This window comes from Mangrovibacterium lignilyticum (assembly GCF_010882175.1).
Lineage (GTDB): Bacteria > Bacteroidota > Bacteroidia > Bacteroidales > Prolixibacteraceae > Mangrovibacterium > Mangrovibacterium lignilyticum.
In genome coordinates this window covers 104,381-118,346 of the sequence record NZ_WKLH01000001.1, presented here as the reverse complement: position 1 = coordinate 118,346, position 13,966 = coordinate 104,381, and the positions used below count along the sequence as shown (strand labels likewise).

Here is a 13,966-nt window from a genome sequence, read left to right as displayed (position 1 = left end):
AATTAGAAGGTTCCTGTGGAGAGCAAATTTGTCTCCTTAGAATATTTCAGTTGAAAATATCGTAGCTTTTCTTCTTGTCCACCAATTCATCTTTCAGTATAGCTTGAATATATTTGATGAAGGACTTTGAACAACTAAGCAATAAGCAAAGAATAGCGGCATAACTCTTAATTCGCCGTACAGAATTTTGTTGCATATCCACTTTACGTTTTCGCTTGATCATTGGCCAAGAGGTAATCGGTATCTTTTGAATATCGACCTTGTGAATCCGGGCGTAGCTTTGTAAAAAGTAACCTTTCGATTTTTTCCCAACAACATACTCCATATCTGTGCTGATTATTCCCCTCTTGAGGAGGTAATCTAGGTATTTTCGATAGTCGTGTACCGCTTCCTGAAGCTTTTGAGCGTTTAGGTTAATGAAGCCCTCGTTGTTGTCCAAATCCTCCAAATCCATGCCTCTTGAGAGATAGTCAAGAATATAGTAGAATTTGTCAATATGATACTTGAACTCAGGCGGATGTTTACTCAAAATCTCGCTCATATCTAGAGACGAAGGAATCTCCCAAAACAGATCGTTTTTCACAATGGAATATTTAGTTCCAATAAAATTAGTCAATCTCGAAGATAGAGAGAATACCCAGAAGACCCTTTGCCGAAGATATATGAAAATGAAAGAGTAAATTTGTTTAGTTTGCCTTTCTTGGAATCTAAATGCTCAACAATTTTAAATATTGGCTCTTAAAAACGGAGAAGTATTTGAAAAGTATAGGGTCTGAAGAGTGAATTTTTAATATCTGCCCCTATTGATTGTTGCACCTATGTTGCACCTGATGAAAATGAAAAAGGAGCTAGATGTGATCTAACTCCTTGTATTTCAATTGTCGGGATGACAAGATTTGAACTTGCGACCCCTCGCCCCCCAGACGAGTGCGCTACCAGGCTGCGCTACATCCCGATTTTGGTGCTGCGAAAATAAACATTCCGAACATGACTTCAAAATAATTTTTTAAAATAGATTAGTTCTTATTCGTATAGTCTGAATCTATCGGATATTAAATATTATTGAAGTTATAAATGATGATATTAGCGTACTGAAATGTATTTTTGTGACTAAAATCTTAAATAAGGTATATATCATGTTCAAGTCATTAGATCTTAACGAAAACGAAAAATCAAATAACACCCCTGGAGGTGAAGCCGAAAAAGTAAAATGCTTAATTATTGGTTCTGGCCCAGCAGGTTATACAGCCGCTATATATGCTGCCCGTGCCAATCTTAGCCCGGTAATGTACGAAGGACTTCAGCCTGGAGGTCAGTTGACCACAACTACTGAGGTGGAAAACTTTCCCGGATATCCGGAAGGAATTACAGGGCCTGAAATGATGGAGGACTTGAAAAAGCAAGCGGTTCGTTTTGGAACTGATGTGCGCTTTGGTTATGCCACTAAAGTTGATTTTTCAGGTGATGTTCATAAAGTTTGGATTGATGGGAAAAAACTGCTTGAGGCTGAAACAGTGATTTTAGCTACCGGGGCTACTGCCAAATACCTGGGTATACCTGATGAACAAAAATATGCCGGAGGTGGTGTTTCTGCCTGTGCTACTTGCGATGGATTCTTCTATCGCGGAAAAGACGTTGCTGTCGTTGGTGGTGGCGATACTGCTGCTGAAGAGGCTATGTACCTGGCAGGATTAGCGAAAAAAGTTTACTTGATTGTCCGTCGCGATGAGTTGCGTGCTTCGAAAGTGATGGCTGAACGTGTTATGAAGACTCCGAATGTTGAAATTCTTTGGAAACATCAGACCAAAGGACTACTGGGAGATGGTGTTGTTGAAGGGGCTGTTTTGTGGAAAAACAAAGGTGAAGCTAATGAGGAAGAAGTAACTCTTAAAATTGACGGTTTCTTCCTGGCTATCGGACACAAACCAAATTCAGATTTTGTTGCTGAATATTTGGATACCGATGAAGTTGGCTATATCAAAACGGTTCCGGGAACATCGAAAACAAATGTGGCTGGTGTATTTGCCTGCGGTGATGTACAGGACTCACATTATCGGCAGGCGGTTACTGCGGCCGGTTCTGGTTGTATGGCAGCCATGGATGCTGAACGTTATTTATCTGAGAAAAATTCATAAGCCCGTCTGGACATCCAAGCGGGTAGGCTGAGACTTCAGCCAACAAAAAATCCCTTCGTCGATTGACGAAGGGATTTTTTTTATTTTGAGATAAAATATCTTCTAATTAAAGAACGCCCATGGCTTGAATTTCTTCACCGGCATAATCGCCGTTAGCCAGTTTATCACGCACTTCTTTGAAGGCTTTGATGGTGTACTCAACATCTTCCAATGAATGTTCTGATGTTGGGATTAAACGCAAGATGATTTCACCTTTCGGGATTACCGGATAAACAACCACCGAACAGAAAATTTCATATTTCTCGCGCAGGTCAACAACAACATTGGTTGCTTCAACAACGCCACCCTTCATGTAAACCGGAGTTACAGGTGTATTGGTACGGCCAAGGTCGAAACCGGCAGCTTTCAATCCACCTTGCAGTGCGTTTACAATTGTCCAAAGTTTTTCGCGTAATTCAGGACTGTTTTTCAACAATTCCAAACGTTTCATTGCACCGATAACTAGTGGCATTGGCAACGATTTCGCAAATGTTTGTGAACGCATGTTGTAGCGAAGGTAGTTGACCACTTCACGCTCGGCAGCTACAAATGCACCGATTGATGCCATTGATTTGGCAAAAGTACAGAACAGGATATCAACCTGGTCCATCACACCGAAATGTTCAGGAGAACCGGCACCGGTAGCACCCATGGTTCCAAAACCGTGAGCATCATCAACCAGTAAGCGGAAGTTGAAATCTTTTTTCAGGGCAGCAATCTCGTCGAGTTTCCCCAAGTCACCAGACATACCAAAAACACCTTCAGTAATAACTAAAATACCACCGCCTTGTTTTTCGGCTAATTTGGTTGCACGTTCCAATTGCTTTTTCAGGTTTTCAATATCGTTGTGCGGGAATACGTATCGTTTCCCCATATGCAAACGAACACCATCCAAGATACAAGCGTGTGCTTCACTATCGTAAACAATTACGTCGTTACGGCCACAAATAGCATCAATAATAGACACCATTCCCTGGTAACCGAAGTTCAACAGGAACGCATCTTCTTTGCCGACAAATGAGGCTAGATCACGCTCTAATGTTTCGTGGTAATCAGTTTGTCCCGACATCATGCGGGCACCCATTGGGTAAGCAAGTCCCCAATCAGCAGCTGCTTGTGCATCAGCTTTGCGGACTTCAGGATGATTGGCTAATCCAATATAATTGTTCAAACTCCAGGTAAGCACTTCCTTACCCCTGAATTTCATGCGTGCACCAATTTCACCTTCCAGTTTTGGGAATGCAAAATAGCCATGTGCGCGCTGCATATACTGGCCGATATTTCCTTTGTTAGATGTAAACTTATCAAAAATATCCACTTCTATTTCCTTTAAAATTAAACGATACAAAAGTAATTTTTTTTAATCACACTCCAAATCTGTTAAATTATACTAAAGCGTTCCAATCAATGACTTTTCTTATTTAATTTACCACTCAATTTTTCAATAAAAATGTATCTTTGCGGCCATGCTAAAAAGTATTAAGAAATACGCACCTGTTGCTTTGTTGTTAATCCTGTTGACAACGGCCTGTAGCGATTTTAATAAAATCGTGAAAAGTACTGACTACGAATTCAAATACAAAAAGGCCTTGGAGTATTATGAAGACGGAGAGTTTGTACGTTCATCAACCTTGTTGAAAGAGTTGGTAAGCATTTACCGAGGAACCAGTAAGGCAGATGAGGTTTATTATTACTATGCAAAAAGTTACTTCGGAATGAAGGATTTCATGATGGCCGGCCATTGGTTTAGGACATTAATCAATGAATTTCCCAGAAGTAAGTATGCAGAAGAGTCACAATATTTAATCGGCTACTGCTTCTATGAGGAGTCTCCGAAGCCCCGTTTGGATCAACAGGTAACACAAAAGGCGATCGATGCCTTGCAGCTGTTTATTAACTTGTACCCCAATAGTGACAAAGTTGAAGAGGCTAACCGACTGATTATTGAGCTTCGCGATAAGCTGGTTTACAAATCATTTTTGACCGGTAAATTGTATTACGACCTTGAAAATTACAAAGCTGCAACCATTGCATTGACCAATTCGTTAAAAGATTTTCCGGACACAAAATATCGTGAAGATCTAATGTTTATGCTGTTGCGGGCGAAATATTATCTGGCAATCAGAAGTGTAGAGGAAAAAAAAGATCTTCGTTTGAGCGATGCCTTGGATGAATATTTTACCTTTGTCGACGAATATCCGGATAGTAAGTACCGGAAAGAAGCCGAAAAGTTCTATGAAACGGTGGCTGATGAATTACATTACGAAGAAGATATTAATTAATATTAGAATATGGATTTCAAAAAGATCAAAGCTGAAGGTACAACTGTTCCACGTGACTTGTCAGGTCTGGAAGAGCAAACCGGAAATGTTTACGAAACTGTGATGATTCTTGCAAAACGTGCGAATCAGATTTCTTCAGAAATGAAAGAAGAGCTGAGTCAAAAGTTGCAGGAATTCGCTTCATACTCTGATAATCTGGAAGAGGTTTTTGAAAACCGCGAGCAAATCGAAATTTCTAAGTACTACGAAAGGTTGCCAAAACCAACCTTAATTGCTTGCGAAGAATACAAACAAAAACAGATTTATCACCGTAATCCTGCCAAAGAAAACCGCAAAGGATTATCTTAAAAAATATCAGCCTTCATGAGGCTTAACGGAAAACATATCATTTTAGGTGTGACCGGAAGTATAGCTGCCTACAAGGCAGCTTATCTTTTAAGGTTACTTGTCAAAGAGGGAGCTGAGGTGCAGGTGGTGATGACCCCTGCTGCCAAAGAATTTATTACCCCGGTTACCATGAGTGCTTTGTCGACAAAGCCAGTTGCTTCGGAGTTTTTCGCAGCCAACGATGGTACCTGGCATTCGCATGTCGACATGGGACAGTGGGCTGACCTGATGCTTATTGCACCGGTTACTGCTGCAACCATGGGGAAAATGGTTACCGGTATTGCCGATAACTTGTTGGTTACGACCTATATGTCGGCCAAATGCCCGGTGATGATTGCTCCTGCCATGGATTTAGACATGTTTCAGCATGCATCCACACTGCGGAATCTGGAAATGCTTCAATCTTTCGGAAATATCATTTTAGAACCGGGAGAAGGGGAGTTGGCTAGTGGCCTTCATGGTAAGGGCCGAATGCAGGAGCCGGAGCAGATTGTTGAAGAAGTTTTCGCTTTCTTCAACTCAAAAAAAAAACTTCTGAATAAACATTTTTTGGTCACTGCGGGACCAACTCATGAGAAAATTGATCCGGTTCGCTTCATTGGTAATTACTCATCCGGGAAAATGGGCTATGCTTTAGCTGAGGAATTGGCTGAACAAGGCGCCAAAGTGACTTTGGTGAGTGGACCGGTTAGTTTGCAGTGTCTTCATCCAAATATTAAACGCATTGATGTTGTTTCAGCTGAAGAGATGAAACAAGCATCGTTGGCTGTTTTTCCCGAGGTGGATGGAGCAGTGATGTGTGCCGCGGTAGCTGATTATCGCCCAAAATATCCGGCCGATCAAAAGATCAAACGTACTTCTGAAGATTTGTCCATTGAGCTGGAAGCCAATGAAGACATTGCTGCTTGTTTGGGACGACTAAAAACAGAAACGCAATTGTTGGTTGGTTTTGCGCTCGAAACTCAGGATGAAAAATCGAATGCCCTGGATAAAATGAAGCGCAAGAATCTGGACTTCATCGTATTGAACTCCTTGCAGGACAAAGGGGCTGGATTTGGCGTGGACACGAACAAGATTACCATCCTGACCAAAGACAATAAAGCAACTGATTTTCAGTTAAAGATGAAGACGGAAGTTGCCCGCGATATTGTGGAGCAAATTTCATTGAGCTTCTAAAAAAGCTTTAAGACTTCCGGTTTTTATTTTAATTTTACTTCATCGCCTTAATGATCTGCTATGAAGAAGTTGCTTAGTCTGCTTGTCGTATTTCTTATCGGTATCACACTTGTTTCGGCTCAGGAATTGCGTTGTAACATCAGTATTTCATCCTCAAAGATTCAGGGTGCAAATCGCAATGTATTTCGAACCATGCAGGCCGACTTGTATGAGTTTATGAATAACCGAAAGTGGACCGATCATGTGTACGATATTGATGAGCGCATAGAATGTAACATCTTCATTCAATTGGACGAACAGGTTTCTTCCGACGAGTTTAAAGGATCGATGACCGTACAGCTGCGACGTCCGGTCTTCAATTCGTCTTACGAAACGGCTTTGCTGAATATTAAGGACAAAGATTTCCACGTTCGCTATGTTGAATTTCAACCGATGGAGTTCAACGAAACATCAAACAGGGATAATCTTACCAACATCATGGCTTATTATGCCTATATTATTTTAGGTATGGACTATGACTCTTTTGCTCCGGAAGGCGGAACCGAATATTACCAGAAGGCGCAGCAGATTGTCAACAATTCGCAAAATTCGATTTATGCCGGATGGAAGGCGTACGAAAGTGAACGTAACCGCTACTGGTTGATCGAAAATATAATGAATCGCTCGTATGCAGGATTTCGACAGTGTATTTACCGCTATCACAGACTTGGTCTTGATAAGATGAGTGATAAACTGGAAGAAGGGAGATCGGAGATTGCTGAAACGCTGAGATTGTTGCAACGGATATTCCGGAACCGACCAAACCTCTATATTTTCCCGATTTTCTTTGATGCCAAAGCGGATGAGTTGGTTAATATCTTTTCAGGATCCTATCCGGATGAGAAAAACCGTGTGTTGGCGATTTTGACAGAGATCGATCCTTCGAACGGAACGAAATACGAGAAGATCAAAGAGGACAATACCTTCAATTTAGAAAACGAATAAACATTACACCTCGTGCTTTTAGAACTGCATATTTCAAATTATGCCCTGATTGATAAGCTACACATTCAATTTTACAAGGGCTTCAATATTATCACAGGAGAAACCGGTGCCGGAAAGTCAATTGTGTTGGGGGCTTTGGGATTGGTTATGGGCCAGCGTGCCGATCTGAATGTGTTGCAGGTGAAAGACCGGAAATGTACGGTTGAAGCTTTGTTCAACATTAAGGATTACCAGTTGCAGGAGTTTTTTGAACGCGAAGAATTGGATTACGACGATCAAACAATTCTGCGACGGGAGATTAGCCCGGCAGGAAAATCACGAGCATTTATTAATGATACTCCCGTGACGATTAAAGTTCTGCAGGAGCTTGCTTTGCGGCTGATTGACATTCACTCGCAGCACCAAAACCTGGAATTGGGAAATCATTCTTTTCAACTCAACCTGGTTGATATGGTTGCCGAAAACGGGAAGCTACTTGTGGAGTATGGAAAGACGTTCCGGGCCAGCCAAAAGCAATCGAAGATTCTGCACGATTTACAAAACGAAGCAGAAAAAGCACGGGCAGACCTGGATTATTTTCAATTTCAGTTTCAACAACTGGATGAAGCGAAGTTGAAGGAAAATGAGCAGCAGGAGCTCGAACTCGAACAAGCCACATTGGAACATGCCGAGGAAATTAAAACAACCTTTGGTCAGTTTGGCGAAGATATGGACGGTGAGGAACTGGGCCTGTTGATTCGGTTGAAAGAATACGTTGGTCAGTTCGGGAAATTGGCCGAAGTAATGCCTAAGGGCAAGGAGGTTGCTGAACGGCTGGAGTCTTGTTACCTGGAGTTGAAAGACCTTGTTGCCGACTGTGCAGACGTGGCTGAGCGGGCCGAGCATGATCCCGAGCGCATTCAGCTTGTTTCGGAGCGTTTGGATATGATTTACGCATTGCAACAGAAATTCCGAGTGGGCTCAGTCGAAGAGTTGTTGGCTCTTAAAGACGAGTACGATCAAAAAATTGGACAGATTGCCTCTTTTGATGATGAGATTGAAGACGCCGAAAAGAATTTGGTGGTGCTACAAGCTGAAGTCAACAAACAAGCTGAAGAGCTGAGTAAACGACGCAATGCTGTTGCCGGTAGGATTACCGGTTCGGTGGAAGAGGTTCTGCAAAAACTCGGAATGGTGAATGCTGTTTTCAAGCTTCGTTTTAACCCCATGGAACATGCAGGTCCGAGTGGTCTCGATGATCTGAGTTTTGCTTTCTCAGCCAATAAAAACGGACAACCACAGGACATTGCTAAAATCGCATCGGGTGGTGAAATCTCACGGGTTATGTTAGCATTGAAAACACTGATTACCGATAGTAAAGCGCTTCCAACAATCATTTTCGATGAAATTGACACCGGTATTTCCGGAGAGGTTGCTTTGAAAATGGGGGGTATTTTGAAGGAAATGTCTGCGAATGTGCAGATTATCAATATTACGCACTTGCCACAAATTGCCGGAAAAGGAGAACATCATTTTAAAGTGTATAAGTTTGATGAGGCCGACCGGACCTACACATCTATTCGCCAGCTAGGCGCTGATGAACGCATTGAAGAACTGGCCCAGATGTTGAGTGGTGCCAATGCTTCGGAAACTGCTCGGAAAACTGCAAGAGAACTGTTGGGGTAGAAACTTTTCTTGGCTATTTAAATTTGATTTTAAGCAATGCGAAAATCCACATTCGAAGTAAAAGTAGTCCATGCTTGAATCGTGAAATATTGGTGTCTCCGTATGTTCGCTCCTGGTAGCGGATGGGCATATCAATAATTTTCAGGTTTAGTTTGAAGGCGCCAAACAACAAATCGAAATCACCGAATGGATCGAAGTCTCCAAAATAGCTTCGATTGTCAACAAGCTTCAAATAGTCTTTGCGAAACATCACTTTTGTCCCGCATAACGTATCTTTTATCGGCTGTTCCATCAGCCAGCTAAATGCGACACTGAAAAACTTATTTCCTACCGTATTTAAAAAGCGCATCGCATTTTTTTCCAAAGGATAAATTAGCCGCGTTCCATTTATGAAATCGCCTTTGTTGAGAGCCAGCGCTTCATAGAACTTCGGCAGTTGTTCTGGTGGCACAGTTAAATCAGCATCCAATATCATTAAAATATCACCCGTGGCAATTTGATAGCCAGCTCTGACCGCATCTCCTTTTCCCTTTCCCGGTTGCCTGATCGCTTTTATGCAATGAGTATCTTTATATTTGTTCTCAACCTCCAATATACGTTCCCAGGTGTCGTCAGTCGAATTACCTTCTACAAAAATGATCTCAATATGTTTGCCGAATTTAGGGATTCGTTTAATCGCGTTTTCAATATTTCCACTTTCATTTCGTGCAGGAATAACGATCGTTGTAGAATATTTTTCAGCGGCCGATTCTTTATTTGCACGGACGTTTGGGCGGGCAAAAGTATATTGGTTTATAGCCAACGCGTTAAATAGCGGTAACCTTGAAATAAATTTATTGAGGAATGAGGAGACAATTGGGATATAATAAGGAAAAAGCATCGATGAGTTTTGACGATATACTTCGAAGTCAGCCAGGTATAATAAATTGGTCAGGTCTTTTTTCGAGATCCAGCTTTGGCGTGGCTCTTTTTTCTTTAGATGTAAAAATTCGGCCATCTTAATCAGTGGCTCCCAAAAGTGATTGAAGTGAGTGATGATAATCTTTGTATCAGCATGACAGACTTTATGAAGCTTGTTAAATACAAGTTGGATATCTTCCAGAAACCCAATGAGGTTTGATAAGATTATCACATCGAATTTTTGCGTCGTACTTATCTCTTCAGCTGCACAGTTGATAAACTCAATTTGAGGGAACTGTTTTCGAGCTTTTTCAATCATGGCAGCACTGAAATCAATTCCGACCTTGTTACTTCCTTTTATATCGGCAATTAGTTCGCCGGTTCCGCAGCCAATCTCCAGAACAGTAGCAGTTGGTTCTATGAAAAAGTTACAATAACGGGTGATACTATCCCAATAGTACCGTTTGCCTCGGCGGTATTTTACACGATCAACGGCAACTCTGTCAAAATACGATTGGTAGTCTTCTCTTGTTAGTGTGTTAGCTTTCATTCCGTGTTAGTTAGTTGTTCGCAAAAAGCAAAGTAATTAGTAATTCAATTTGTATAGGAAAGCCTTTTCATCTTTTCCTATCTCATGTACTTTGGTGAAAAAGTGAGGGTATTTGGTTGATATGATTTGAATATACCTTTCTACAGTGTCAATCGTATTGCTTGTTTTTTTCATTGGGTTCCTTCTTAAATTGGCCGAAATAATATAACGCGTGTTGGTATGCTTCAACTCATTTACCAGCTGATCGGGGGAATACAGTGTAACCGCTGAGAAACTTTCCTCAAAAATTTGCCGGTTAATTTTATATGTATCTAAAGATTGAACCGGACTCGTGCTGTTAGTCTCAAATAAATAATAAGCCCGATTCGATTTGAAGTTATCAGTTGCTGCAGTTCCTGAAAATACAGCCTTAATCATGCTGCGGTTGAAGAAGCGAGCGTTTTTATCACTTAGCATCAAGCTGTAGTAAGTCATGTTGGGTCGGAAAACGGAGTCCTTCTCGAGTATTGGAACGGTGTAAATTCCCTTGAATATTTTTTTAGCGTATATAAATGAATTGGCTGGCTTGCGACATGCAACTAGATCATCACCTGCTATCTTCCCGGCATATTGGCTCATCCGCAAATAATTTTCCCAGTCTGGTGTATATCCGAAAAACTGGTTTCCCTTCATGCTTTCCTCGTGTACACGCTGACTTAGACTTATTCGCGTACCTGACGTTTTTAATATCAGGAAGGGTAATGCGATTAGAAAGATATAAGGGATAAAGCGGAGATTTTTTAGCCATTTAAATTCAAAAATGGAAAGCAGACTATAAGCTAAAAGTAGAACCATTACAGGAAAAATAGGCGCTATCAGCCGATCTTGATCCCATGATTTTTGCAGGGAAACAAAGGTTATCAGACAAAAAGCACCGGTGTACAAAAAAAGGAAAAGGAGGAATTTGCTTTTTCTGGCAGCATAAATAAAACCAACCAAAAGAATCAGGTACACAAGAATGGTTAGAATAGGTTCTATGGTGTTTGCAGTTAATGACCGAAGGCTTAAAAAACGAAAGATATGCTTTGAAATGTAGAGATTTGAATTATCGACCAGGCGGCCCAGAAACCCCATCAGATCTTCATTGCCCATCGCCGGATTATAGGCATTCTTTTGCAACAGGGAGTTTAGCTGTCCGTTGAATTGGATGCCCTGGCTTCCCCAAATAAGTCTTTTGGACAGGCTGAAAAGCGCATGAGCTCCGCCAAAGGAAGCAATTGTAATCCCTAATTTTTTAAAGTCATTCTTAGTAATAAAATAAAGAACAATAGCTAAAATGCCGGCTATTCCTACAGTACGCGTCAGGTAAAGCATATACGCCAATACGCCGGTTAGTACTAATACCCGGATGCTCGAGCCTTGTTCGGAGCTAATCGTTTTAAACAGCACAAGGAACAGGGCGGCTTGGACCAACATATAAAAGGCTTCGCTGAACGTATAGTAGCCGTAGTATAATAAGAACGAATTAAGAGAAACAGCGAAGATGGTGAAGATTAGTAGGAAATTGCTTATTCTGTCTCTTAGGGCTCGAAACAGGATGTAAAACGATGTTAGAAGAAAAATTCCCGATGTGATTTTTAGTATCGGAACGGATATTCCGAAAATTGCAACAAAAACCGACAATGCCATTGGATACAGCGGTCCCTGCCAGCTTGGGAAACGACCATTGTGCAACAATTCGTAGGCCCGTAAAATATAAGCAGAGTCGTCTCCTGCCAGATTAACTTTGATATCGAATAGTTTATAGATGATTACCAGTGAAAAAATTAGAGCCAGTAGATAGATGTAGTTAATATGGTTAGAAATGAACCTTTTTATTTTTAGATCCGAAGATTCTTTTCCTGCATCGTTCTTTTTCATTCTGTTGTATTTAGCCATATAAATATATGGCTTTGGCGTAAAATAGTAAACAATAGCTTGCTGTTTTTAACAAAAGGATGGTGAGAGCCTGATAATGTAATCCGAATGAAAAGAGATATAAATATAGTCATCGCTACCATTGGTCACAAGAACTTTAGCACTTGCTGCAAATTACCGGTAAAGGAGAACATCATTTTAAAGTGTATAAGTTTGATGAGGCTGATCGGACCTACACATCTATTCGCAGCTAGGCGGTAATGAACGTATTGAAGAGCTGGCTCAAATGCAGAGTGGTGCCAATGGTGCGGGGGGCGCAGCTCGTGCGGGAGTTTTCGCAAGTCACGCTGGAGTTTTCGTAGACGGTGCGGGAATCTTCGTTGAGATGGTTTCGGGCTTAGCAGAAAGGGCGTGCTGTTCAAATAAACCGAACCAGTGCCTCCATGAAAAGCTTGGGCTGTTCGGCGTGTAACCAGTGGCCGGCATTGGGAATAGTTTCGATCCTGGCTTCCGGATAAATTTCTTTCACCATCTTAATATCTTCTTCGCCCAGGTAATCCGATTTCGCGCCCCGGACAAACAAAACGGGATAGGCGAGTATTGGGATCCGGTCTTCGAGCCAGCGATAATTCATCCCGCTAATGACTTCGTCGAGCGAGTCATACAGAACTTCCACGTTAACGCGGCATTTGAAATGTTTTGTTTCCTTATCCAGGTAAATACTTTTGAGCAGGAACATGACCAAATCCTGACTTCCCAGTTTTAACATCAGAAACTCAGCAATTTCATCGCGTGATTTGTAGTCGGTGCAATTGTTTTGCAACTCAATCAAACTTTGCAGAATGAGTTGATGCTGGTAGTATTGACTGCTTTCGCCCAGTTCCAGGTAGTCTTTCGGAGCAATGTCGGCGATAATCAGCTTTTCAATCTTTTCAGGATATTCGGCCGCGAAATACATCGCAGTTTTTCCTCCCATGCTATGACCGATGACAATGGCTTTGTCGATTTGTTGACGTTCAAAAAATTCCGCCAAATCTTCTTTCATCATTTCGTAGGTATGCTCGTCAGCGTTTAGCGAACGACCGTGGTTACGCTGATCAATCAGGTAAACATGATGGTTCATGCCTAACTTTTTGCCCACAGTGAGCCAATTGTCCGAAGACCCGTAGAGGCCGTGAACGATGACTATTTTCTTTCCCTGCGTGCCTTCTTCCCTGAAAAATAATTCCATTGATTATGGTTTAATGCACTCGAGGTATTCCTTAATGGTGTTGTGAAGTCCCATATAAAGCGCGTCTGAGATTAGCGCGTGACCGATGGAAACTTCATCAATGTAAGGAATCATATCGACGAAGTATTTTAGATTCTTTAAACTCAGGTCATGACCGGCATTGATGCCCAGACCGAGGTTTTTAGCCAGTTTAGCTGCTTCAATGAACGGCGCAATCGCTTTTTCCGGATCTTTCATGTAGTTCGCGGCGTAAGGCTCGGTGTAAAGCTCAATACGATTGGCCCCGACCCGTTTGGCACCTTCAACCATTTTTACATCAGGGTCGACAAATATGGACGATCGGATACCATGTTTTTTTAACTCATTGATAACGTCAACAAGAAAATCTTCATTTTCAATGGTATTCCATCCATGATCCGAAGTTAATTGTCCCGGTTTGTCCGGCACAAGCGTGGCTTGGTCGGCCTTCACGTCAATAACTAATTTTAAAAAATCATCACTCGGATAACCTTCGATGTTTAATTCTGTGTAAATGTGTGGTTTAATATCATAAACATCTTGCCTGCGGATGTGCCTTTCGTCTGGTCTTGGGTGGATGGTAATGCCTTCTGCACCAAACTTTTGACAGTTTATTGCAGCATCAACAACACTGGGTACTGATCCGCCGCGCGAGTTTCTCAGTGTTGCTATTTTGTTTATATTTACACTTAGTCTGGTCATA

At 41.6% G+C, this 13,966-nt stretch carries 12 protein-coding genes and 1 tRNA gene; 6 read left to right on the top strand and 7 right to left on the bottom strand.

Features of this window, described 5'->3' with window-relative positions:
• Nucleotides 1-46: 46 nt before the first annotated feature.
• Entirely contained in the window at nt 47-583 is a 537-nt protein-coding gene (locus tag GJV22_RS00490; RefSeq protein WP_163707184.1) for a hypothetical protein, read from the bottom strand.
• Between the two features lie 298 nt (nt 584-881).
• Nucleotides 882-955 (bottom strand) — tRNA-Pro (locus GJV22_RS00485).
• Between the two features lie 181 nt (nt 956-1,136).
• Here GJV22_RS00485 and trxB point away from each other — a divergent pair.
• On the top strand, nt 1,137-2,135 hold the full coding sequence (trxB, locus tag GJV22_RS00480; protein WP_163707181.1) for a thioredoxin-disulfide reductase: 999 nt from the start codon (nt 1,137-1,139) through the stop codon (nt 2,133-2,135).
• Nucleotides 2,136-2,241: 106 nt separating this feature from the next.
• On the opposite strand, the gene GJV22_RS00475 is transcribed toward trxB, so the two are convergent.
• Nucleotides 2,242-3,522, bottom strand: a complete 1,281-nt coding sequence (locus GJV22_RS00475) for an aminotransferase class I/II-fold pyridoxal phosphate-dependent enzyme (RefSeq protein WP_238480249.1) — start codon at nt 3,520-3,522, stop codon at nt 2,242-2,244.
• Nucleotides 3,523-3,640: 118 nt separating this feature from the next.
• On the opposite strand from GJV22_RS00475, the gene GJV22_RS00470 reads away from it, so the two are divergent.
• Genes GJV22_RS00470 through recN form a run of 5 tightly spaced genes read left to right on the top strand, consistent with a single transcriptional unit; the run spans nt 3,641 to nt 8,668 of the window.
• A complete protein-coding gene (locus tag GJV22_RS00470; protein ID WP_163707178.1) occupies nt 3,641-4,456 on the top strand; it encodes an outer membrane protein assembly factor BamD in 816 nt (271 codons plus the stop codon).
• 9 nt (nt 4,457-4,465) lie between these two features.
• On the top strand, nt 4,466-4,804 hold the full coding sequence (locus GJV22_RS00465) for a DNA-directed RNA polymerase subunit omega (protein ID WP_163707176.1): 339 nt from the start codon (nt 4,466-4,468) through the stop codon (nt 4,802-4,804).
• A gap of 15 nt (nt 4,805-4,819) precedes the next feature.
• The gene (gene coaBC, locus GJV22_RS00460) at nt 4,820-6,019 is read left to right on the top strand and encodes a bifunctional phosphopantothenoylcysteine decarboxylase/phosphopantothenate--cysteine ligase CoaBC (RefSeq protein WP_163707171.1); all 1,200 of its coding nucleotides are present in this window, start codon (nt 4,820-4,822) and stop codon (nt 6,017-6,019) included.
• A gap of 60 nt (nt 6,020-6,079) precedes the next feature.
• Entirely contained in the window at nt 6,080-7,003 is a 924-nt protein-coding gene (porD, locus tag GJV22_RS00455; protein WP_163707168.1) for a type IX secretion system protein PorD, read from the top strand.
• Nucleotides 7,004-7,015: 12 nt separating this feature from the next.
• Nucleotides 7,016-8,668, top strand: coding sequence for a DNA repair protein RecN (recN, locus tag GJV22_RS00450; RefSeq protein WP_163707165.1), 1,653 nt, complete (start codon nt 7,016-7,018; stop codon nt 8,666-8,668).
• A gap of 13 nt (nt 8,669-8,681) precedes the next feature.
• Here the strand turns inward: recN and GJV22_RS00445 are convergent, their stop codons facing one another.
• The 4 genes from GJV22_RS00445 to GJV22_RS00430 all read right to left on the bottom strand — a co-directional run bounded on the left by GJV22_RS00445 (nt 8,682) and on the right by GJV22_RS00430 (nt 13,965).
• Nucleotides 8,682-10,118 (bottom strand): glycosyltransferase, encoded by a 1,437-nt coding sequence (locus GJV22_RS00445; RefSeq protein ID WP_163707162.1) that lies wholly within the window; start codon nt 10,116-10,118, stop codon nt 8,682-8,684.
• Between the two features lie 36 nt (nt 10,119-10,154).
• Nucleotides 10,155-12,017, bottom strand: coding sequence for a glycosyltransferase family protein (locus GJV22_RS00440; RefSeq protein WP_163707159.1), 1,863 nt, complete (start codon nt 12,015-12,017; stop codon nt 10,155-10,157).
• 415 nt (nt 12,018-12,432) lie between these two features.
• On the bottom strand, nt 12,433-13,245 hold the full coding sequence (locus GJV22_RS00435) for an alpha/beta fold hydrolase (RefSeq protein ID WP_163707156.1): 813 nt from the start codon (nt 13,243-13,245) through the stop codon (nt 12,433-12,435).
• A gap of 3 nt (nt 13,246-13,248) precedes the next feature.
• Nucleotides 13,249-13,965, bottom strand: coding sequence for a pyridoxine 5'-phosphate synthase (locus tag GJV22_RS00430; RefSeq protein ID WP_163707153.1), 717 nt, complete (start codon nt 13,963-13,965; stop codon nt 13,249-13,251).
• Nucleotide 13,966 lies beyond the last annotated feature (1 nt).